Genomic DNA, 22,451 nt, shown 5'->3' on the forward strand with positions numbered 1-22,451 from the left:
TGTTGCTGCGAAGCCCTATAATGCGCGCCGGTTTTTGGGGTAATGGTCATGAGTACAGAAGATCCGCGTTTTGCCGGCATTGCCCGTTTGTATGGCATCGAAGGCCTTGAGCGCCTGCGCGCAGCCCATGTGGCGATTGTCGGCGTCGGTGGTGTCGGTTCCTGGGCAGCGGAAGCCATGGCCCGTTGTGGCGTGGGCGAGATTTCGCTGTTCGATCTGGACGACGTCTGCGTCAGCAACGCCAATCGTCAGTTGCACGCGCTGGACAGTACCGTCGGCAAACCCAAGGTCGAGGTGATGGCTGAGCGTCTGCGCGGGATCAACCCGGACTGCACGGTGCACGCGGTACCGGACTTCGTCACCCGCGACACCATGGCCGAGTACATCACGCCGAACATCGACTGCGTGATCGACTGCATCGACAGTGTCAACGCCAAGGCTGCGCTGATTGCCTGGTGCAAGCGTCGCAAGATCCAGATCATCACGACCGGCGGTGCGGGAGGGCAGATCGACCCGACCTTGATTCAGGTCTGCGACCTGAACCGCACGTTCAACGACCCGCTGGCGTCGAAAGTGCGCTCTACGCTGCGCCGCGACTACGGTTTTTCACGCACCGTGACCCGCCATTACAGCGTGCCGTGCGTGTTTTCCACCGAGCAACTGCGTTATCCAAAACCGGACGGCAGCATTTGCCTGCAGAAGAGTTTTGTCGGTGATGGCGTGAAGCTCGACTGCGCCGGCGGGTTTGGCGCGGTGATGATGGTGACGGCGACCTTCGGCATGGTCGCGGCGACCAAGGCTGTGGACAAGATCGTGGCCGGTGTGCGGCGCCCGGCGGAACGCATCAAGCCCCAAGCCTAAGCTCGACCTGTAGGAGCTGCCGCAGGTTGCGATCTTTTGATCTTGTTTTTAAAAGGGCAAAGTCAAAAGATTGCAGCCTTCGGCAGCTCCTACAGGGCGTTTGGGGGTGATCAGGCGGCCAGCTCGCGCATCCGCTGTAGCACCGCATTCAAGCCATTGCTGCGGGATTCGGACAATTGCCGCCCCAATCCCAACTGATTGAACCAGTCCGGCAAATCCACCTGCTGCAATTGGGCCGCCGACAAGCCGTTGACCCGCGCCAGCAGCAACGCCACCAACCCGCGAATCAGCCGTGCATCGCTGTTGGCGCTGAACCGCCATTGGCCGTCGCGCAATTCGCCCACCAGCCACACCTGGCTTTCACAACCGTACACCCGGTTGGCGTCGCACATCTGCGCGTCGCTCAAGGCAGGCAGGCGCTCGCCCCATTGCATCAGCAGGCGTGCCCGTTGTTCCCAGCCGGCGGCTTTGCCAAAGGTATCGAGTGCGGTCACGGCATCGGCAGGCAGGTTCATCGCAGCAGCTCCAGCGCCTGATCCAGGGCTTCAAAAAACCGTTGCAGGTCTTCGGAGTCGTTGTACAGCGCCAATGACACCCGAATCGCCCCCGCCAGTTCAAAGCGTTTGAGCAGCGGCATGGCGCAGTGATGGCCTGCGCGCACTGCAATCCCTTGTTCAGTCAGCAAATGCGCCAGGTCGGCGTTATGTACACCCTCGACGGTAAAACTGGCCAGTGCCACCTGCGGCTTGCCCAGCAAGCGGATGCCGTGACGTGCCTCAAGACCCTTGAGCAAACAGGCATGCAGCGCCGTTTCATGGGCGGACACAGCGTCCTGATCGAGCCCGGCGAGGTAATCCAGGGTTGCTCCCAGGCCGATCACACTGGCAATCGGCGGCGTCCCGGCCTCGAAGCCCAGAGGGGCCGGGCGAAAGCGGGCGTCGTGATAATTGGCATCGAGCACCATTTCACCGCCGAACTGCCAGGGACGCAGCTGTTGCAGCGCTGTATTGCGCCCGAACAGCACGCCCAGGCCATCGGGACCGTAGAGCTTGTGGCTGGAGAACACATAAAAATCGCAGCCTAGTGCTTGTACGTCGTGGCGGCCATGGACCACGCCCTGGGCGCCATCGATCACGGTCAGGACGTTGTGCGCCTTGGCCAGTGCCAGCAATTGAGACAGCGGTTGCCACGCGCCAATCACGTTGGACAGTTGACTGACGGCCAGCAGGCGCGTGCGTGGGCCGATCAAACCGGCGGCGGCTTCAAGGTCGATCACGCCGTTGGCATCCAGCGGCAGGATCACCAGCTTCAGCTCGCGACGCTGCGCCAGTTGCTGCCACGGCAAAAGGTTGGCGTGATGCTCCAGGGCGCTGATGACGATTTCGTCGCCAGGATTGAAAAGATGTTCCAGGCCATAGGCCAGGAGATTCAGCGCGGACGTCGCGCCGTGGGTAAAGATGATCTGCCCGCAATCGCCAGCATTGAGCCATTGCGCGGCTTTGCGACGGCTGTCCTCGAACGCCTGGGTGGCGTGGGCGCCGGGCAAGTGTTGCGCCCGATGCACGTTGGCTGCGCCATTGGCGTAGTAGTGCGCCAGGGCGTCCAGCAGGGTTTGAGGTTTTTGCGTGGTGGCGGCGTTGTCCAGATAGGTCTGGCCTTGGCGCTGCAGGGCGGCGATGGCCGGAAAATCGGCGCGCCAGGGAGAGAGAATCATCATGTTATCGGGCCCTGGTGAACATGGGCGGGGGGAACGCCTGACGTTGTAGGAGCTGCCGCAGGCTGCGATCTTTTGACTTTGATTTAAAAAACAAGATCAAAAGATCGCAGCCTGCGGCAGCTCCTACAGGGTCATCGTGTGACGCTTAGTTGTGAGCGTGCAGCGCTTCGTTCAACTCGATGGCCGATTTGTGGGTTTTGCATTCCACGGCACCGGTTTCCGAATTGCGACGGAACAGCAGGTCCGGCTGGCCGGCCAGTTCACGGGCCTTGACCACTTTGACCAGTTGGTTGTTTTCGTCCAGCAGCGCGACCTTGGTACCGGCAGTCACGTACAGGCCCGACTCGACGGTGTTGCGGTCGCCCAACGGGATGCCGATACCGGCGTTGGCGCCGATCAGGCAGCCTTCGCCGACCTTGATCACGATGTTGCCGCCGCCCGACAGGGTACCCATGGTCGAGCAGCCGCCGCCCAGGTCCGAACCCTTGCCGACGAATACGCCGGCGGATACGCGGCCTTCGATCATGCCCGGGCCTTCGGTGCCGGCGTTGAAGTTGATGAAACCTTCGTGCATCACGGTGGTGCCTTCGCCCACGTAGGCGCCCAGGCGCAGACGCGCAGCGTCAGCGATACGCACGCCGGCCGGAACCACGTAGTCGGTCATTTTCGGGAACTTGTCCACCGAGAACACTTCCAGCAGCTCGCCGCGCAGGCGGGCTTCGAGTTGCAGTTCGGCCAGTTCGCTCAGGTCGACAGCGCCCTGGCTGGTCCAGGCCACGTTCGGCAGCAGCGGGAAAATCCCGGCCAGGTTCAGGCCGTGAGGCTTGACCAGGCGATGGCTCAGCAGGTGCAGCTTGAGGTACGCCTCCGGGGTGGACGACAGCTGGGCGTCTTCAGCCAGCAGGGTGGCAACCAGCGGCTTGTGGCTCTCGGCCAGGCGGGTCAGCAGGGCAGCCTGGGCGGCGTCGACGCCTTTGAGGGCCTCGGCCAGTTGCGAGGCCTGGGCGGTGCTGAATGCGATGGCCTGATTGCCTTCGGTGTAGCCCAGGATCGGTGCGATAGCGGCGACGACTTCAGCCGATGGCTTGAGAACCGGGGCGGCGTAGAACACTTCCAGCCATGCGCCTTGACGGTTTTGAGTGCCGACGCCGAAGGCCAGGCTGAACAGGGTAGTGGACATGTGAATACCTCTAACAAAATTGAACGGGCTGCTTACTTGAGCGGGGCCGCGTAGATGTCTGGCTTGAAGCCAATCAGGGTTCGGTCACCGAGATCGAGCACCGGGCGCTTGATCATCGAAGGTTGTGCGAGCATCAGTTCGATGGCTTTCGTCTGGTCGAGATCGGCTTTGCGTTCGTCGTCAAGCTTGCGAAAGGTCGTGCCTGCACGGTTCAACACCACTTCCCAGCCGTGCTCGCTGCACCATTGGGTCAGGCGTTCACGGTCGATACCGACCGCTTTGTAATCATGAAAGTCATAGCTGACAGCGTGTTCATCGAGCCAGGTGCGCGCCTTTTTCATGGTGTCGCAGGCTTTGATGCCGAAAAGGTGCAACGTTTTGCTTGAAACGGTCAAGGAATTGCCCCCTTTGCAGGTGCTGGAAATAAAAGGTGGAGGATTATGCCATGGCCGGACGGTTTCGCGGCGGCTGTGGTCGGGTTTGTATTTTTGTCATGGCGTAGCACCTTGTAGGAGCGAGCTTGCTCGCGATGAACCAGAGAGCGCCGCGGGGTATCAGGCAGCCGGCGTAATCGTTAACGACCATCGCGAGCAGGCTCGCTCCTACAGGAGGGCGGTATTCCGTTGTGCGACATTGGTGCAAGGGTCCCCAAACAGTCTAAGCAGCTAATATGGCACTTCAAAGCTGTCGATTGTCCGGGAACCACGCTTTATGCAAACCGCCTACACCGTCCTGATCCTGTTGATGCTGGTCGGCGTTTCGCGCCTGATCGGACGGGTGATCCCGCTGCCGTTGCCGCTGGTGCAAATCGCCGCCGGGGCATTGCTTGCGTGGCCGACTCTGGGGCTGCATGTGGCCCTGGATCCCGAGTTGTTCCTGTTTCTGTTCCTGCCACCGCTGCTTTTCTCCGACGGCTGGCGCATGCCCAAGCGCGAATTCTGGCACCTGCGCGGACCGATCCTGACCCTGGCGGTGGGCCTGGTGTTGTTTACCGTGGTGGGCGCCGGCTATTTCATTCATTGGCTGCTGCCCGGTGTGCCGTTGCCGGTGGCGTTTGCCCTGGCGGCGGTGCTGTCGCCGACGGATGCGGTGGCGGTGTCGGCCATCTCCCGCAATCGGCTGCCCACGCCATTGATGCACATCTTGCAGGGTGAGGCGCTGATGAACGACGCCTCGGGCCTGGTGACGTTCAAGTTTGCCTTGGTGGCGGCGGTCACCGGCGTGTTCTCACTGGCCAATGCCAGCCTGACGTTCGTGCTGGTCGCCGTCGGCGGGCTGGCCGTCGGGGTGGCCTTGAGCTGGCTGGTTGGCCGTCTGCGGGCGTGGATGATCGCGCGCGGCTGGGATGATCCCGCGACGCACGTGGTGTTCATGTTGTTGCTGCCGTTTGCGGCCTACGTGCTGGCCGAGCGCATGGACGTGTCGGGCATCCTCTCGGCGGTGGCGGCGGGGATGATGCAGAGCTGGCTCGATCTGCTGCCACGCCAGACCAACACGCGCCTGCTCAATCGCAGTGTCTGGTCATTGCTGGAATTCGCCTTCAACGGCTTGATTTTCCTGCTGTTGGGCCTGCAGTTGCCGGACATCATCAAGGCGGTGGCCAGTCACGAAACCTCGTTATGGCCGACGTTGTTGTATCGCGGGTTGGATGTGGTGGCGATTTTCCTGGTGCTGCTGGTTTTGCGGTTCGTCTGGGTGCAAAGCATCTGGCGGCTGTCGGTGCTGCTGCGGCGCCTGCGCGGCAAGGGTGAGGTGACCCATGTGCCGACGGCGCGATCCTGTTGGTTGCTGACTGTGGCGGGTGTGCGCGGGGCCGTGACGCTGGCGGGTGTGATGTCGGTGCCGATGTTCATGGGCGCCAGTGAGTTTCCCGAGCGCGATCTGCTGATATTCATCGCCGCCGGGGTGATTCTGCTGTCGTTGATTGCGGCCTGCATCGCACTGCCACTGTTGTTGCGCGGCATCGAAGCCAGCCCGGACGACAAGCGGCGCAATGAGGTGCGTGACGCCTGGCGCAAGACCGCCGAAGCGGCCATTCATGCGCTTGAGACAGAAGAGGTCAACCCGCAGGACGCCGCCCAGTCTGCGCTGGCCGCCGAACTCAAGGCGCGGATCATGTCCGAGTACCGACACCAGTTGGAGGTGTTCAACGATTCAGCCGAAGCCCAGGCCCTGGCCTTTCAGATGGACTTGCTGGAGCGGCGCTTGCGGGTGAAGGCGCTGCGGGCGCAGCGCCTTGAGTTGTACAGACTCAGTCGTCAGCACCAGATTGGCGATGACGTGTTGCGTGAGGTGCTGGGGGAGCTTGATCTGAGTGAGGCCAAGCTTGGAACGGTCAAGTAATAATGTGCATGTTTCCATTGTTGCGTGGCGTACATGGAAGATACATTGAAAATAATAGTCCTCAAGAAACGGTCGGTTTGTTGGAGGATATCTTCAGGACGTTTTAACTGGAACTGCCAATAAACGGCGCCTTTATTTTGTTAAGTAACTCAATCAGTGAATGGGGTATGTATGTTGTCCCGTGAGGGTAAATCTTGCGGATTACCTCCAGGTCTTTCTTGCTTAGTGTGGAGCCTCCTGGGTGGCTCCAGTTGTTTATGGTAAGTCTGCTATCGATGTCGTAATGCATGATTGACAAGGGATCGTAATCACCATAGGTGTAGTTTTTTCGGCGGGGTAGGGGGAGAACGTCTGAGTCAACTCTTGCGCGTTCAAGGTTGAACTCTTCTTTATACCATACGTAAACTTTTTCCAGATCCCAGGGAATATCTGCGTCCGGGTGCTGATGTTCATGGTGAAGGCCGAGTACATGACCAAACTCATGTAATATAGTGGCTTCAAATTCAGCATGTTCTAAAGCTAAACCTATCGTCATTGTGGGTTCTTCAGGAGGGTGCAACAGTGCATCTGTGCCAAGTTGGGATATAGAAGTGCCGGTTTTGCTAGGCATGATTTTAATACGAATATCGCCTACCGCTCCTGAAACGAATTCAAATTTCAAATTGGCATTTTCTATCCATTTGCTCGCAATGCTTTTGACTTTGTCGATGGTATTCTGGTCTTCGTCGTACATGGCTATTTTCAGGGTGCGGCCAGGCTTCCAGAAAGTAGTATGCACAGCGACACTTCTCTTGGTGCGTCTGGAAGTGTTGGGTTCGGCATTATCACTGCGCTCACTGATCGCGGCCTCATAGGATGCAATCGGGTCAATGCTTTCAAGGATGCTGCAAGTTCCAATTTTCATAGGGGGTGACGTCCATGTCTTTTGTCGGTTGTAGTTTGTTTGGAATGAGATCTTTTGGTTTGGTTTGTTTACGGTTTTTTGGTGGGGCTTTTATATAACTTTGCAGGGGGATTTATCTGGAATTTTCACTCTCCTTCTCGAGGTTTAGTTCACTCAATTAATTGGTTTCGAGTTGGAGATTATTTAAATGAGAGTCGCGTTGTAAAGTTGCTGTATGTGAGATGTTGTTGCTGATGAACGGCCTGTACTGCGTTGCACAGCACAGGCCTTGTCAGTGTCAGTTGCGGCGAGTGATAAAGTCGCGAATACGTTCTGCCGCTTCAACGCATTCTGATAATGGTGCAACCAGCGCCATGCGCACGCGCCCGGCGCCTGGATTGACGCCATCGACATCCCGCGACAGGTAAGAACCCGGTACCACGGTCACGTGCTCCTGCTCGAACAGGTCGCGGCAGAACGCTGCGTCGTCACCGGCCACATTCGGCCACAGGTAGAAACTGCCATCCGGGCGCTGTACGTCCAGCACCGGGCTGAGGATTTCCAGTACCGCATCGAACTTCTCGCGATACAACGCACGGTTGGCGCGCACATGCACTTCGTCATTCCAAGCAGCAACGCTGGCCAGCTGGGTTTGAACCGGCATCGCGCAGCCGTGGTAGGTGCGGTAAAGCAGGAAGCCTTTGAGAATGTCGGCGTCGCCGGCGACAAAACCCGAGCGCAGGCCTGGCAGGTTCGAACGCTTGGACAGGCTGTGGAACACCACGCAGCGCTTGAAGTCCTTGCGGCCCAGTTCTGCGCAGGCGCTGAGCAGGCCTGGCGGCGGCGTTTGTTCGTCGAAGTAGAGTTCGCTGTAGCACTCGTCGGCGGCAATCACGAAGTCGTGCTCATCGGCCAGGGCGATCAGCTTTTTCAGGGTCTCGACCGGAATCAGTGCGCCGGTCGGGTTGCCTGGCGAGCACAGGAACAGGACCTGGCAGCGTTTCCAGATGTCCGGCGAAACGGCGTCGAAATCCGGATTGAAACCGTTTTCGTCCAGGCACGGCAGGTAATGCGGCTTGGCCCCGGCGAGGAACGCCGCGCCTTCGTAGATCTGGTAGAACGGATTCGGGCTGACCACCAGCGCGTCATCGCCACGGTTGACCACGGTCTGGGTGAAGGCGAACAGCGCCTCGCGGGTGCCGTTGACCGGCAGCACGTTGCGCGCGGGATCGATCCAGCCCTTGGGGACATCGAAGCGACGTTCGCACCAGGCGGCGATGGCTTCGCGCAGGGCCGGGATGCCGAGGGTGGTCGGGTATACGGCCATCTGATCGAGATTGCTGGCCAGCGCTTCGGCGACGAAGCTCGGCGAGCGGTGTTTAGGCTCGCCAATGGACAGCGCAATAGGGCGCTTGTCCGGGTTGGGCGTGACGCTGCCGAGCAAGGCGCGGAGCTTTTCGAACGGGTAGGGCTGCAGCTGGGATAAAGCGTTGTTCATGAGGGGCCTCGTTCAATGTAGGAGCTGCCGCAGGCTGCGATCTTTTGATCTTGATCTTAAAAAGCAGATCAAAAGATCGCAGCCTGCGGCAGCTCCTACAGGGGATGGGTTTGATTCAGATACTGATGCGCGACAGTTTGATATCGGGTTCCTGGTTGACGCTCAACTGTTCGACGATCGCATCCTGCAGGCGACTGCACAGCAACGGGTCGGACAGCGGCTGATTGTGGGCGTCGGTGATGAAGAACACGTCTTCCACGCGCTCGCCGAGGGTGGCGATCTTGGCGTTTTGCAGCGACAGATCGAACTCCAGGAAAATCGTGCCGATCCGCGCCAGCAGGCCCGGGCGGTCGGGTGCCGTGAGTTCCAGCACCGTCACCGGCCGCTGGGCGTCGTTGTGGATCGTTACCTGTGGTGCAAAGGCGAAATGCTTGAGCTGGCGCGGTACCCGGCGCTGGATGATGGTCGGGTAGTCGTCCGGGTTGCGCAGGGCCTCTGTCAGGCCGTCGCGGATCTGTTTGACCCGTGCCGGGTTGTCGCCGATCGAGTCGCCGTCGGTGTCGAGCACGATGTAGGTGTCGAGGGTGAACTGGCTGCTGGAGGTGATGACCCGGGCGTCATGGATGTTCAGGTTAAGCTGGTCCATCGCGGCCACGGTCACGGCGAAGAAGTCGTGCTGGTCGGGGGCGTAGATGAAGATCTGGGTCCCGCCTTCGAACTCGCGCTGGGTGGTCTCCTTGATCAGCACCAGTGGTCCGCCATCGGCCGGTTGCTGGAGGATCGCGTCGCTGTGCCAGGCCACATCGCCGGCGGTGTGACGCAGGAAATAGTCATCACCCAATTGCGCCCACAGTTGCTCGACGTCGTCCGGGTCGGTGCCGCCGCGCACCAGAATGTCCAGGGCGGCGCTCTGGGTCTGGCGGATCTGCTCTTCGCGATCCACCGGATTTTCCAGGCCACGTCGCAGGGCGCGCTTGGTTTCGGTGTAGAGCTGGCGCAGCAGGCTGGCGCGCCAGGAGTTCCACAGCGTCGGGTTGGTGGCGTTGATGTCGGCAACGGTCAGCACATACAGGTAGTCAAGGCGGGTTTCGTCGCCGACGATCTGTGCGAAGTCGTGGATAACCTGCGGGTCGGACAGGTCCTTGCGCTGGGCGGTGGTCGACATCACCAGATGGTTTTGCACCAGCCACACGATCAGGCGGCTGTCCCAAACTGGCAACTGGTGACGTTGGCAAAACGCCTCGGCGTCGACCGCGCCGACGTCCGAGTGGTCGCCATGCCGGCCTTTGCCGATGTCGTGGTACAGGCCTGCCATGTAGATCAGCTCGGGTTTGGGCAGCTTGCCCATGAGCTTGCTGGCCAGCGGAAATTTTTCCGACACCTGGGTGTACTGCAACTTACGCAGGTGCTTGATCAGGTTCAGGGTATGGGCATCGACGGTATAGATGTGGAACAGGTCATGCTGCATCTGTCCGACGATAAAGCCGAATTCTGGCAGATAACGACCCAGGATGCCGTAGCGATTCATTCGCCGCAGGTTGCGGTGGATACCGATCTTGCACTTGAACAGCTCGATAAACAGGCTGGTATTGCGAATGTCGTTGCGGAAGTCGTCATCGATCAGGTGACGGCTTTCCCGCAGCATGCGAATGGTGTCTGCACGTACGCCCTTGATTTCCGGCTGCTGGGCCATCAATACAAAAATTTCCAGCATGGCGAACGGCGTGCGGCGGAAAACGTTGTGGTTGCGTGCTTCGATATAGCCATCATGCAGCTGGAAGCGCGAGTTGATCGGCTGCGGTGGTGTCTCGTCTTCCGGTGCGAGGATGACTTCCTCGAAGTGCTGGATGATCAGGTCGCTGAGCTGGGCGATGCTCATCACCACCCGGTAATACTGCTGCATGAAATTTTCGATGGCTTGCTTGGCGTCGTCGCCTTTGAACCCCAGCAGCCCGGCAATGGTGCGCTGGTGATCGAACAGCAGGCGGTCTTCGGCGCGACCGGCGAGCATGTGCAGGGCATAGCGAACCTTCCACAGGAATTCCTGGGAAGAGGCCAGCAGGGCGTTTTCACTTTCGACCAGGAAACCTTCGCCGGCCAGTGCCCGCAGGTTCAGGGTGCCGTACTCGCGACGGGCCACCCACAGAATCGTCTGGATATCCCGCAGGCCGCCGGGTGAGCCTTTGACGTTGGGTTCCAGGTTGTATTCGGTGTCGTTGTACTTGTGGTGGCGAGCCTTTTGTTCGGCACGCTTGGCCAGGAAGAAGTCCTTGCTCGGCCACATGTGCCCGGTGCTGGTGACGTCCAGCATGCGCTGGCGCAAACGCTCGGGGCCAGCGATGGTGCGGCTTTCCATCAGGTTGGTGACGACCGTCAGGTCGGCGCGGGCCTCGACGGCGCACTCTTCTATCGAGCGCACGCTCTGGCCGACCTCCAGGCCGATGTCCCACAACAGTGTCAGAAAGCGCTCGATGGAATCGCGGAAAACTTCGTGGTCCGCGCTGTCCAGCAGGATCAGCAAATCGATGTCGGAATATGGGTGCAATTCACCGCGGCCGTAGCCACCGACCGCGACCAGCGCGATGTCGGCGTCCTCGCTCCAGCTGAACTGCTCCCAGGCCTTTTGCAGGATGTTGTCGACGAACCAGGCGCGATCCTCGATCAGCCGGCGAATGTCCCGGCCATTGCGAAAACGTGCGTCGAGCACTTCGCGGGCCTGGCGGATCGCCTTCTTGAAGGCCGCGATCGGGCTTGCCTTCAGGGCCAGTTCAGCCTGGAACTGGCCTCTGTCGAAGAGTTCGGGATCCACCTGCGGCATCGATTGGCTTTCCTTTCTATAGGCGAGATACGCTGGCGAGATCAGGCCGAAACGCGAGGGATGGTGTCATCGCTGCGCAGGGTGAAGATCTCGTAACCGGTTTCGGTCACCAGCAGGGTGTGTTCCCACTGTGCCGAGAGCTTGCGATCCTTGGTGATCGCGGTCCAGCCGTCGCCCAGAACCTTGGTGTCGGCTTTGCCCTGGTTGATCATCGGCTCGATAGTGAAGGTCATGCCGGCCTTGAGTTCCATGCCGGTGCCGGCGCGGCCGTAGTGCAGGATCTGCGGCTCTTCGTGGAACACCTTGCCGATACCGTGGCCGCAGAACTCGCGAACCACCGAGAATCCGTTCTTTTCAGCATGCTTCTGGATGATTTCGCCGATGTCGCCCAGGCGGCAGCCGGGCTTGACGATTTCAATCGCCTTGTACATGCATTCCTGGGTCACCTGGGACAGGCGCTCGGCCCAGACCGGCACGGTGCCGACGTGGAACATGCGGCTGGTGTCGCCGTGGTAGCCGTCCTTGATGACGGTGACGTCGATGTTCAGGGTATCGCCGTCTTTCAGCGGCTTGTCGTTCGGGATGCCGTGGCAGACCACATGGTTGATCGACGTACAGATCGACTTTGGATAGCCCTTGTAGTTGAGCGGGGCAGGGATGGCTTTCTGCTCATTGACGATGTAGTCGTGGCAGATCTGGTTCAATTGATCGGTAGTAACGCCCGGCTTGACATGTTCGGCAATCATTTCCAGCACATCGGCGGCCAGTTTGCCGGCGATACGCATTTTGGCGATATCCTCGGGCGTTTTGAGGGTGACGGTCATACAGGCTCTCTCTGCGCCAGGCGGCGCTTTCTGAACGGAAAGGGCATTGCGCGATGGGTCTTCGCAGCCCTGAAAAATACGATTCTACCAGACGATCAGCGCAAATCTGCGCCTGTGTGCATCGCTTCTCTCTATAGAATGGTGCATTCTTGGAGGATTCCAAGGGATGGCGCAAAGCGTTCGCCAGGATTTCAGAATCCGGGTTCCGTTTTGCCCTGCCTTGTGATATAAAATGCGCCGCTTTCCGGGGATGTCCCGAAAAGCCTAAATCCACACACGTGTCGACACGATGACCTGGGTGCCTTCAGCTGATGCTGCTGGTTGGTCATTGGGATACGTGGAGGCCAAACCCGACTTATTAAGGAACTATCATGTCCCAAGTCAACATGCGCGATATGCTGAAGGCCGGTGTGCACTTCGGTCACCAGACCCGTTACTGGAACCCGAAAATGGGCAAGTACATTTTCGGCGCGCGTAACAAGATCCACATCATCAACCTTGAAAAAACCCTGCCAATGTTCAACGAAGCTCTGACTTTCGTAGAGCGTCTGGCCCAGGGCAAAAACAAGATTCTGTTCGTCGGCACCAAGCGTTCCGCTGGCAAGATCGTTGCTGAAGAAGCAGCACGTTGCGGTTCGCCGTACGTCGATCACCGCTGGTTGGGCGGCATGCTGACCAACTTCAAGACCATCCGTGCTTCCATCAAGCGTCTGCGTGACCTTGAAGTTCAAGCCGAAGACGGTACTTTCGCCAAGCTGACCAAGAAAGAAGCGCTGATGCGCACTCGTGACCTGGAAAAGCTGGATCGTTCCCTGGGTGGTATCAAGGACATGGGCGGTCTGCCAGACGCTCTGTTCGTTATCGACGTTGATCACGAGCGCATCGCGATCACCGAAGCCAACAAGCTGGGCATCCCGGTCATCGGCGTAGTCGATACCAACAGCAGCCCGGAAGGCGTTGACTACATCATCCCAGGCAACGATGACGCAATCCGCGCTATCCAGCTGTACATGGGTTCGATGGCTGACGCCGTTATCCGTGGCCGCAACAACGTTGCCGGCGGCACCGAAGTGTTCGTTGAAGAAGCTCCGGTAGCAGCAGCTGAGTAATTGACGCCTTGGCGTTGACTCAGTAAGCAAAAAGGGGGCTTGGCCCCCTTTTTGCCACCTCGAAAACCATTTGTCGGCGCCCACTGTTCTATCTGTAACGTGCGGCAGCTAACAAGGGTGGTTCGGGAAGAATTGATCGCCCGTTCGATCGGGTGGAATGGTTGAAAACCTATCCAAGAGGATTTTGAAATGGCAGAGATTACTGCAGCGTTGGTCAAAGAACTGCGCGAGCGTACTGGCGAAGGCATGATGGACTGCAAAAAGGCCTTGACCAAGGCTGGCGGCGACATCGAGAAAGCCATTGATGACATGCGTGCTTCGGGCGCCATCAAGGCCGCCAAGAAAGCCGGCAACGTTGCCGCTGAAGGCGCTATCGCCATCAAGGCCGACGACAAGGCGGCCGTGCTGCTGGAAGTCAACTCGCAGACCGACTTCCTGGCCCTGCAAGACGACTTCAAGAACTTCGTTGCTGCCAGCGTAGAGAAAGCCTTCGACGAGAAACTGACCGACGCAGCTCCGCTGATCGCCGCTCAGGAATCGGCTCGTGAAGCACTGGTTGCCAAAGTTGGCGAAAACGTCAACATCCGTCGCCTGGTGCGCGTAGAGGGCGACGTTGTCGGCACCTACCTGCACGGTAACAAGATCGGTGTTGCTGTTGTTCTCAAGGGCGGCGATGTTCAGCTGGCCAAAGAGATCGCCATGCACGTGGCGGCAAGCAACCCTGAGTTCCTGCTGCCATCGCAGGTTTCGCCAGAAGCCATCGAGCGCGAAAAAGCCGTTTTCCTGTCCTTGAACGAAGACAAGATGAAAGGCAAGCCAGCTGAAATCGTCGAGAAGATGATCGCTGGTCGTATCACCAAGTTCCTGGCTGAAGCCAGCCTGGTCGAGCAGGCTTTCGTCATGAACCCGGAAGTCACCGTTGGTGCTCTGGCCAAGAAAGCCGGCGCTGAAATCGTTTCCTTCACTTACTTCAAGGTAGGCGAAGGCATCGAGAAGCCAGTGGACAACTTCGCAGAAGAAGTTGCTGCCCAGCTGGCTGCCGCCAAGCAATAAGACGGTTTTTTAACTGTCGCCCAGAAGAGGCTGCCCGCTCACGCGCGCAGCCTCTTTTCAGATGGGGCACCAATTTTTATTGGTTTCCTTTTGGAACTGGCTTACAAAGCCATGTTCCGATGGCGCTGAAGCAGCGCCAAGCTAGAGTGAACGCCAGCTGTAAACAGCTCGCAAAGAATTTTTAAAATACGCCGCAGGAGAGATTCGCAATGGCTCAGCAGGGCAGTGGTTATCAGGCTCGCTATAAACGCATTCTACTCAAGCTCAGCGGCGAGGCCCTGATGGGCTCGGAAGAGTTCGGGATCGATCCGAAAGTTCTGGATCGCATGGCATTGGAAGTTGGCCAGCTGGTCGGCATCGGTGTACAGGTCGGTCTGGTTATCGGTGGTGGCAACCTGTTTCGCGGTGAAGCGCTGAGCAAGGCTGGCATGGATCGGGTCACTGGCGACCACATGGGCATGCTGGCCACTGTGATGAACGCCCTGGCCATGCGCGACGCCCTTGAGCGCGCCAACATCTCGGCCATCGTGATGTCCGCTATTTCCATGGTTGGCGTGACCGATCACTATGATCGCCGCAAGGCCATGCGTCACTTGAACTCCAAGGACGTGGTGATTTTCGCGGCCGGTACCGGCAACCCGTTCTTTACGACGGATTCGGCTGCCTGCCTGCGTGCAATCGAAATCGATGCCGATGTCGTGCTCAAGGCCACCAAGGTTGACGGCGTCTATACCGCTGATCCGTTCAAAGACCCGCATGCCGAGAAGTTCGATCATCTGACTTACGATGAAGTGCTGGATCGCAAGCTGGGTGTGATGGATCTGACGGCCATTTGCCTGTGTCGCGACCACAAGATGCCGCTACGCGTATTTAACATGAACAAGCCCGGCGCCCTGCTGAACATCGTGCATGGCGGCGCTGAAGGAACCCTGATCGAGGAAGGCCAACAATGATCAACGAAATCAAGAAAGACGCTAAAGAGCGCATGCAGAAGTCCGTGGAATCGCTGGCGCACAACTTCGGCCGCATTCGTACCGGTCAAGCGCACCCGAGCATCCTGGAAGGCGTGATGGTGCCGTACTACGGTTCCGACACCCCGATCAAGCAAGTGGCCAACATCACCGTCAAAGATGCCCGTACCCTGCAAGTCGTTGCCTTCGAGCGCAACATGCTGGGCGCTGTCGACAAGGCGATCGGCAGTGCAGGCCTGAACCTGAACCCGACCAACCTTGGTGAGCTGCTGCTGATCAGCATGCCGGCCCTGACCGAAGAAACCCGTCGCGGTTTCACCAAGCAGGCCCGTGATGTGGCTGAAGATGCCCGTGTTGCCGTGCGCAACATCCGTCGCGATGCGAACAGCTCGTTGAAGGATCTGGTCAAGGAAAAGGAAATCAGCGAGGACGAAGAGCGTCGCGCCACTGGCGAGATCGACGATCTGACCAAGAAGTTCGTAGCTGAAATCGACGCTAAGTTGGCGGAGAAAGAAAAAGACCTGATGGCCGTATAAGGGTCGCCTTTTCATGGAAAAGACCAAGCAGACTGCACCGTCCGCGGTGCCGCGCCATGTCGCGATCATCATGGATGGTAACAATCGCTGGGCGAAAAAACGCTTTATGCCAGGTGTCGCCGGGCATAAAGCAGGCGTGGATGCGGTACGTGCGGTCATTGAAGTCTGTGCCGAGGCCAAGGTCGAGGTGCTGACCCTGTTCGCCTTTTCCAGCGAGAACTGGCAGCGTCCGGCCGATGAGGTCAGCGCCTTGATGGACCTGTTCTTCAAGGCGCTGCGTCGTGAGGCCAAGCGCCTCAACGACAACAACATCAGCCTGCGCATCATTGGTGATCGCTCGCGTTTTCATCCCGAGCTGCAGGCTGCCATGCGCGAAGCCGAGGCCATGACGGCTGGCGCCAATCGTTTTGTCCTGCAGATCGCCGCCAATTACGGCGGTCAGTGGGATATCGCGCAAGCGGCGCAACGACTGGCACGAGAGGTTCAGGCCGGGCACTTGCGTCCGGAAGACATCACGCCTGATCTGCTGCAGACCTGCCTGGCCACAGGTGATCTGCCGTTGCCTGACTTGTGTATCCGTACCGGTGGCGAGCATCGCATCAGCAATTTCCTGCTCTGGCAGCTGGCCTATGCCGAGCTGTATTTTTCCGACCTGTTCTGGCCGGACTTCAAACACGATGCCATGCGCAATGCGCTGGCCGATTACGCTTCCCGCCAGCGCCGCTTCGGTAAAACGAGCGAGCAGGTCGAGGCTGGAGCCCGGGTTTAATGCTTAAACAACGAATCATCACTGCACTGATCCTGCTGCCGATTGCCCTGTGCGGGTTTTTCCTGCTTGAAGGTTCCAGTTTTGCGCTGTTCATCGGGCTGGTAGTTACCCTTGGTGCATGGGAGTGGGCGCGTCTGGCGGGTTTCGCTGGTCAAGCGTTCCGTGTCGGCTTTGCCGCTGTGGTCGCCTTGATGCTGTTCGTCATGTACATCCTGCCCGGGCTGGCGCCTTGGGTATTGGGCGCTTCGGTGCTGTGGTGGGCGGTGGCGACGTATCTGGTATTGACCTATCCGCGTTCGAGCGAGCACTGGTCCAATGCGGCGACCAAGCTGGTGATCGGCCTGTTGATTCTCCTGCCGGCCTGGCAGGGTCTGGTACAGATCAAGCAGTACCCGCTGGGTAACTGGCTGATCATGGCCGTGATGGTGCTGGTCTGGGGGGCCGATATCGGCGCCTACTTCTCCGGTCGTGCATTCGGCAAGCGTAAGCTCGCGCCGCAGGTCAGTCCGGGCAAAAGCTGGGAGGGCGTGTACGGTGGGCTGGCGCTGAGCCTGGTCATTACCACGCTCGTTGCACTGGTGCGCGACTGGACGGTGGCGCAGCTGTTCAAGGGGCTGATCTGTGCTGCTCTGATCGTGTTCATTTCGGTGGTGGGCGACCTCACTGAAAGCATGTTCAAGCGTCAGTCCGGGATCAAGGACAGCAGCAATCTGCTACCAGGTCACGGTGGCGTGCTGGATCGTATCGACAGCCTGACGGCGGCCATTCCGGTGTTCGCTGTGCTGTTGTGGATGGCGGCCCCATGAGCCGCCCGCAACAGATTACCGTTCTGGGGGCAACCGGTTCGATTGGCCTGAGTACGCTCGACGTCATCGCTCGTCATCCTGATCGTTACCAGGTCTTTGCCTTGAGTGGCTTCACTCGCTTGAGTGAACTGCTGGCGCTCTGCGTGCGCCATATCCCGCGATTTGCCGTAGTGCCTGAGGTCGCGGCTGCCCGCACCTTGCAGGATGATTTGCGCGCGGCGGGTCTTCCAACCCGTGTTCTGGTGGGTGAGGAAGGTTTGTGTCAGGTCGCTTCCGATCCGGAGGTCGATACGGTCATGGCGGCCATCGTCGGTGCGGCAGGATTGCGCCCGACGCTGGCGGCGGTCGAGGCGGGCAAAAAAATCCTCCTGGCTAATAAAGAAGCGCTGGTCATGTCTGGCGCGCTGTTCATGCAGGCGGTGCGCAAGAGCGGTTCGGTATTGCTGCCGATCGATAGCGAGCACAACGCCATTTTCCAGTGCATGCCACACGATTATGCTCGTGGCCTCGAGGCGGTCGGCGTTCGCCGGATTTTGCTGACGGCTTCCGGCGGTCCGTTCCGGCAGACGCCACTGGCTGAACTGGCGCATGTTTCACCTGATCAGGCGTGTGCGCATCCGAACTGGTCCATGGGGCGAAAAATCTCCGTTGACTCCGCCAGTATGATGAACAAGGGGCTTGAGCTGATCGAGGCCTGCTGGCTGTTTGATGCCAAACCATCCCAGGTCGAGGTAGTGATTCACCCACAAAGCGTGATTCATTCGCTGGTCGACTACGTCGATGGTTCGGTCCTGGCGCAGTTGGGTAATCCGGACATGCGCACACCCATCGCCAATGCCCTGGCCTGGCCGGAGCGGATTGACTCGGGTGTGGCCCCGCTGGATCTGTTTGCCATTGCGCGGCTGGACTTCCAGGCGCCCGATGAAGAGCGTTTTCCTTGTTTGCGTCTGGCTCGCCAGGCCGCCGAGGCAGGTAACAGCGCGCCGGCCATGCTCAATGCGGCAAATGAAGTGGCGGTGGCGGCATTTCTCGACGAGCGGGTTCGTTACCCGGAAATCGCGAGTATCATCGAGGAAGTACTGAGTCTGGAGCCCGTCGTGGCAGTGGATGATCTCGAGGCAGTGTTCACGGCAGACGCGAAAGCGCGATCGCTGGCCGGACAATGGTTGAGCCGTCACGGGCGGTAAATGCTGCAGATAGTCGACCCAGGCAGCAGCGGATAGGATTGCGGAGAAAGTAGATGAGCGCGCTCTATATGATTGTCGGCACCCTGGTCGCTCTGGGTGTGCTGGTTACCTTCCACGAGTTCGGCCATTTCTGGGTCGCGCGTCGCTGTGGGGTCAAGGTGCTGCGCTTCTCCGTAGGCTTCGGCATGCCTTTGCTGCGCTGGCACGACAGGCAGGGTACCGAATTTGTCGTTGCCGCCATCCCGTTGGGCGGCTACGTGAAAATGCTCGACGAGCGCGAAGGCGAAGTGCCGCCCGATCAGCTTGGTCAATCCTTCAATCGCAAATCCGTTCGTCAGCGTATTGCCATCGTGGCAGCGGGGCCGATTGCCAATTTCCTGCTGGCATTTGTGTTCTTCTGGGCGCTGGCAATGCTCGGCAGCGAGCAGGTGCGTCCGGTCATCGGGGCTGTCGAGTCCGGCAGTATTGCGGCCAAGGCAGGTTTGAACCCGGGCGAGGAAATCGTGGCCATTGATGGCGAGGCGACTTCCGGCTGGGCGGCGGTGAATCTGCAACTGGTTCGTCGCCTGGGGGAAAGCGGTTCATTGCAGATAATGGTTCGCGAGCAAGGCTCGACGACCGACTCGCCACGTGAACTTGCGCTGGATAAATGGCTCAAAGGGGCTGACGAGCCAGACCCCATTCATTCGTTGGGGATTCGCCCGTGGCGCCCGGCATTGCCGCCTGTTCTGGCGGAACTCGATCCAAAGGGGCCGGCCCAGGCTGCCGGCCTGAAGACCGGTGACCGGTTGCTGGCGCTCGATGGTCGTACGCTGGATGACTGGCAGCAGGTCGTCGATACCGTCCGTATGCATCCTGATACCAAAATCATGCTGCGGGTTGAGCGGGACGGTGCTCAAATCGACGTCCCGGTGACACTTGTCGCTCGCGGCGAGAGCAAGTCACCCAGCGGCTACCTGGGGGCAGGGGTGAAGGCTGTCGATTGGCCGCCGGAGATGATCCGCGAGGTCAGTTACGGACCATTGGCAGCGATTGGCGAGGGGGCTCGGCGCACCTGGACCATGAGCGTGCTGACCCTCGATTCACTGAAGAAAATGTTGTTCGGCGAGCTCTCGGTAAAAAACTTGAGTGGACCGATAACCATTGCTAAAGTGGCGGGCGCTTCGGCCCAGTCGGGTGTTGCTGATTTCCTGAATTTCCTTGCTTATCTGAGTATTAGCCTGGGGGTTCTGAATTTGCTGCCCATTCCTGTGCTGGATGGGGGGCATTTGTTGTTTTATCTGATTGAGTGGGCGCGTGGTCGTCCCTTGTCGGATCGGGTGCAAGGTTGGGGGATACAGATTGGCATCAGTTTGGTGATCGGAGTGATGTTGCTCGCTCTGGTTAATGATCTGGGTCGTCTGTAACGTCGCTGAATTGCGAATCTGCCGCATTTTGCGGCAGTTTGTTTATTGCCAGTTGGAATAAGAAAGGACTTCATGAAACGTCTGCTGCTAACTGCGGTTCTCACCGTATTGATGATCGCCGAAGTTCACGCCGAGTCCTTCACTATCTCTGATATTCGCGTCAATGGCCTCCAGCGGGTCTCCGCGGGTAGCGTCTTTGGTGCTTTGCCGTTGAACGTCGGTGAACAGGCGGATGATCGTCGCCTGGTGGAATCCACTCGTGCGTTGTTCAAAACCGGTTTCTTTCAAGATATCCAGCTGGGCCGCGATGGCAACGTCCTGGTCATCACGGTAGTCGAACGCCCGTCGGTCGCCAGTATCGAGATCGAAGGCAACAAGGCGATCTCTACCGAAGACCTGATGAAAGGCCTCAAGCAATCCGGTCTGGCCGAAGGCGAAATCTTCCAGCGTGCCACCCTTGAAGGTGTGCGTAACGAACTGCAGCGCCAGTACGTCGCCCAAGGTCGCTACTCGGCTACCGTCGACACCGAAGTGGTGCCGCAGCCGCGTAACCGTGTTGGCCTGAAGGTCAACATCAACGAAGGTACCGTTGCGGCTATCCAGCACATCAACGTGGTGGGCAACACGGTCTTCCCGGATGAAGACCTGATCGACCTGTTCGAACTCAAGACCACCAACTGGTTGTCGTTCTTCAAGAACGATGACAAGTACGCCCGTGAAAAACTGTCCGGTGACCTGGAGCGTCTGCGTTCCTACTACCTGGACCGTGGCTATATCAACATGGATATCGCCTCGACCCAGGTTTCCATTACGCCGGACAAGAAACATGTCTACATCACCGTCAACGTCAACGAAGGCGAGAAATACACCGTTCGCGACGTCAAGCTCAGCGGCGACCTGAAAGTCCCTGAAGACCAGATCAAGTCCCTGTTGCTGGTGCAAAAAGGCCAGGTGTTCTCGCGCAAGCTGATGACCACCACCTCCGAGCTGATCACCCGTCGCCTGGGTAACGAAGGCTACACCTTCGCCAACGTCAACGGCGTGCCTCAACCGCACGATGAAGATCACACCGTGGACATCCTGTTCGCGGTCGATCCGGGCAAGCGTGCCTACGTGAATCGCATCAACTTCCGCGGCAACACCAAGTCCGAAGACGAAGTGCTGCGTCGTGAAATGCGTCAGATGGAAGGCGGCTGGGCTTCGACCTACCTGATCGATCAATCCAAGACCCGTCTTGAGCGTCTGGGCTTCTTCAAGGAGGTCAACGTCGAAACTCCGGCCGTACCGGGTGTCGATGACCAGGTGGACGTCAACTACAGCGTTGAAGAGCAAGCCTCCGGTTCGATTACCGCCAGTGTCGGTTTCGCCCAGAGCGCCGGCCTGATCCTCGGTGGTTCGATCACCCAGAACAACTTCCTGGGTACCGGTAACAAGGTCAGCGTCGGCTTGACCAAAAGCGAATACCAGACCCGCTACAACTTCGGTTTCGTCGACCCCTACTGGACCGCCGACGGCGTGAGCCTGGGTTACAACGCGTTCTACCGCACGACTAACTACGATGACCTCGATACTGACGTCGCCAGCTACGCCGTAGACAGCCTGGGTGCCGGTGTCAGTGTCGGCTATCCAATCAGCGAGACTTCGCGTCTGACCTTCGGCCTGAATGCGCAAGAGGACACGATCAAGACTGGCGTTTACACCGTCGACGAGATCTTCGACTTCGTTAACAGGGAAGGCGACAAGTACCTGAACTTCAAGGCTTCGGCCGGTTGGTCCGAGTCCACCCTGAACAAAGGCGTTTTGGCGACTCGTGGTCATTCTCAAAGCCTGACGGCGGAGGTCACCGTACCGGGTAGCGACCTGTCGTTCTTCAAGCTCGATTATCGTGGTCAGTTGTTCCAGCCTCTGTCTGAAAACTACACCATGCGCCTGCACACGGAATTGGGTTATGGCGATGGTTATGGTTCGACTGACGGCTTGCCATTCTATGAAAACTACTATGCTGGTGGTTTCAACTCGGTTCGTGGCTTCAAGGACAGTACATTGGGTCCACGCAGTACTCCGAGCCGTGGCGTAGACAGTACTGGCAACCCTGGCACTCTAGCTGACCCGGATCAGGACCCACTGCCGTTCGGCGGTAATGTGCTGATTCAAGGTGGTGCGGAGATTCTGTTCCCGCTGCCGTTCGTCAAGGATCAACGTTCCCTGCGTACGTCGGTATTCTGGGACGTGGGTAACGTATTCGACTCCAAATGCGATCAGACGACCAATACAAATCCTGCGTCGAAGTCCAATACGCAGTGCAACGACATTAGCCTGAGCAATATGGCCAGTTCCGTTGGTGTAGGTGTGACGTGGGTCACTGCACTGGGTCCTTTGAGTTTTGCATTGGCCATGCCGGTCAAGAAACCGGATGACGCCGAGACTCAAGTGTTCCAATTTTCCCTCGGCCAGACGTTCTAAGCGTCTGACCCAAGATAACGACAATGA

Annotated in this window: 19 protein-coding genes; 11 read left to right on the forward strand and 8 right to left on the reverse strand. The window is 58.8% G+C overall.

Annotation, left to right across the window (positions count from 1 at the left end):
* Positions 1 to 42 precede the first annotated feature (42 nt).
* Positions 43 to 861 carry a tRNA cyclic N6-threonylcarbamoyladenosine(37) synthase TcdA gene (gene tcdA, locus ACEN83_RS05305; protein ID WP_218476567.1) on the forward strand — a complete coding sequence of 273 codons (819 nt, stop codon included), beginning with the start codon at positions 43 to 45 and terminating at the stop codon, positions 859 to 861.
* Between the two features lie 110 nt (positions 862 to 971).
* Here tcdA and ACEN83_RS05310 read toward each other — a convergent pair whose 3' ends face one another.
* The 4 genes from ACEN83_RS05310 to ACEN83_RS05325 form a co-directional block, all read right to left on the reverse strand.
* The gene (locus tag ACEN83_RS05310; protein WP_495579699.1) at positions 972 to 1,376 is read right to left on the reverse strand and encodes a SufE family protein; all 405 of its coding nucleotides are present in this window, start codon (positions 1,374 to 1,376) and stop codon (positions 972 to 974) included.
* Positions 1,373 to 2,578 (reverse strand): aminotransferase class V-fold PLP-dependent enzyme, encoded by a 1,206-nt coding sequence (locus ACEN83_RS05315; RefSeq protein ID WP_495579700.1) that lies wholly within the window; start codon positions 2,576 to 2,578, stop codon positions 1,373 to 1,375. Before ACEN83_RS05315 ends, ACEN83_RS05310 begins: the two co-directional genes overlap by 4 nt.
* Positions 2,579 to 2,723: 145 nt before the next feature.
* On the reverse strand, positions 2,724 to 3,758 hold the full coding sequence (gene dapD / locus ACEN83_RS05320; protein WP_015093756.1) for a 2,3,4,5-tetrahydropyridine-2,6-dicarboxylate N-succinyltransferase: 1,035 nt from the start codon (positions 3,756 to 3,758) through the stop codon (positions 2,724 to 2,726).
* A 32-nt stretch (positions 3,759 to 3,790) separates the two neighbouring features.
* Entirely contained in the window at positions 3,791 to 4,153 is a 363-nt protein-coding gene (locus tag ACEN83_RS05325) for an ArsC family reductase (protein WP_495579701.1), read from the reverse strand.
* Positions 4,154 to 4,469: 316 nt separating this feature from the next.
* Here ACEN83_RS05325 and ACEN83_RS05330 point away from each other — a divergent pair, with 316 nt between their 5' ends.
* Complete coding sequence (locus ACEN83_RS05330) at positions 4,470 to 6,101, forward strand: Na+/H+ antiporter (protein ID WP_495579702.1); 1,632 nt, start codon at positions 4,470 to 4,472, stop codon at positions 6,099 to 6,101.
* Positions 6,102 to 6,204: 103 nt separating this feature from the next.
* Here the strand turns inward: ACEN83_RS05330 and ACEN83_RS05335 are convergent, their stop codons facing one another.
* From ACEN83_RS05335 to map, 4 genes are all read right to left on the reverse strand, one after another.
* On the reverse strand, positions 6,205 to 7,005 hold the full coding sequence (locus ACEN83_RS05335) for a M12 family metallopeptidase (RefSeq protein WP_495579703.1): 801 nt from the start codon (positions 7,003 to 7,005) through the stop codon (positions 6,205 to 6,207).
* Between the two features lie 277 nt (positions 7,006 to 7,282).
* Entirely contained in the window at positions 7,283 to 8,482 is a 1,200-nt protein-coding gene (dapC, locus tag ACEN83_RS05340; RefSeq protein WP_495579704.1) for a succinyldiaminopimelate transaminase, read from the reverse strand.
* Positions 8,483 to 8,597: 115 nt separating this feature from the next.
* Positions 8,598 to 11,300: a [protein-PII] uridylyltransferase gene (locus ACEN83_RS05345; protein ID WP_495579705.1), complete on the reverse strand. Its 2,703-nt coding sequence runs from the start codon at positions 11,298 to 11,300 to the stop codon at positions 8,598 to 8,600.
* Between the two features lie 41 nt (positions 11,301 to 11,341).
* The gene (gene map, locus ACEN83_RS05350) at positions 11,342 to 12,124 is read right to left on the reverse strand and encodes a type I methionyl aminopeptidase (protein ID WP_495579706.1); all 783 of its coding nucleotides are present in this window, start codon (positions 12,122 to 12,124) and stop codon (positions 11,342 to 11,344) included.
* A 371-nt stretch (positions 12,125 to 12,495) separates the two neighbouring features.
* On the opposite strand from map, the gene rpsB reads away from it, so the two are divergent.
* From rpsB to bamA, 9 genes are all read left to right on the forward strand, one after another.
* A complete protein-coding gene (gene rpsB / locus ACEN83_RS05355) occupies positions 12,496 to 13,233 on the forward strand; it encodes a 30S ribosomal protein S2 (protein ID WP_007978390.1) in 738 nt (245 codons plus the stop codon).
* Between the two features lie 189 nt (positions 13,234 to 13,422).
* Positions 13,423 to 14,286 carry a translation elongation factor Ts gene (gene tsf, locus ACEN83_RS05360; protein ID WP_015093762.1) on the forward strand — a complete coding sequence of 288 codons (864 nt, stop codon included), beginning with the start codon at positions 13,423 to 13,425 and terminating at the stop codon, positions 14,284 to 14,286.
* A gap of 209 nt (positions 14,287 to 14,495) precedes the next feature.
* Positions 14,496 to 15,239 (forward strand): UMP kinase, encoded by a 744-nt coding sequence (gene pyrH / locus ACEN83_RS05365; protein WP_003222124.1) that lies wholly within the window; start codon positions 14,496 to 14,498, stop codon positions 15,237 to 15,239.
* Positions 15,236 to 15,793, forward strand: coding sequence for a ribosome recycling factor (frr, locus tag ACEN83_RS05370; protein WP_007978385.1), 558 nt, complete (start codon positions 15,236 to 15,238; stop codon positions 15,791 to 15,793). Before pyrH ends, frr begins: the two co-directional genes overlap by 4 nt.
* Positions 15,794 to 15,806: 13 nt before the next feature.
* Positions 15,807 to 16,562: a polyprenyl diphosphate synthase gene (gene uppS, locus ACEN83_RS05375; RefSeq protein ID WP_102699380.1), complete on the forward strand. Its 756-nt coding sequence runs from the start codon at positions 15,807 to 15,809 to the stop codon at positions 16,560 to 16,562.
* Positions 16,562 to 17,368 carry a phosphatidate cytidylyltransferase gene (locus ACEN83_RS05380; protein WP_116582991.1) on the forward strand — a complete coding sequence of 269 codons (807 nt, stop codon included), beginning with the start codon at positions 16,562 to 16,564 and terminating at the stop codon, positions 17,366 to 17,368. Before uppS ends, ACEN83_RS05380 begins: the two co-directional genes overlap by 1 nt.
* Positions 17,365 to 18,555: a 1-deoxy-D-xylulose-5-phosphate reductoisomerase gene (gene ispC / locus ACEN83_RS05385; protein WP_495579707.1), complete on the forward strand. Its 1,191-nt coding sequence runs from the start codon at positions 17,365 to 17,367 to the stop codon at positions 18,553 to 18,555. The genes ACEN83_RS05380 and ispC overlap by 4 nt, the downstream gene beginning before the upstream one ends.
* A gap of 53 nt (positions 18,556 to 18,608) precedes the next feature.
* Positions 18,609 to 19,961, forward strand: a complete 1,353-nt coding sequence (gene rseP, locus ACEN83_RS05390; protein ID WP_495579708.1) for a sigma E protease regulator RseP — start codon at positions 18,609 to 18,611, stop codon at positions 19,959 to 19,961.
* Positions 19,962 to 20,033: 72 nt separating this feature from the next.
* Positions 20,034 to 22,424: an outer membrane protein assembly factor BamA gene (gene bamA / locus ACEN83_RS05395; RefSeq protein ID WP_495579709.1), complete on the forward strand. Its 2,391-nt coding sequence runs from the start codon at positions 20,034 to 20,036 to the stop codon at positions 22,422 to 22,424.
* The last annotated feature ends 27 nt before the right edge of the window (positions 22,425 to 22,451 follow it).

This window comes from Pseudomonas sp. Pseusp49 (assembly GCF_059491875.1).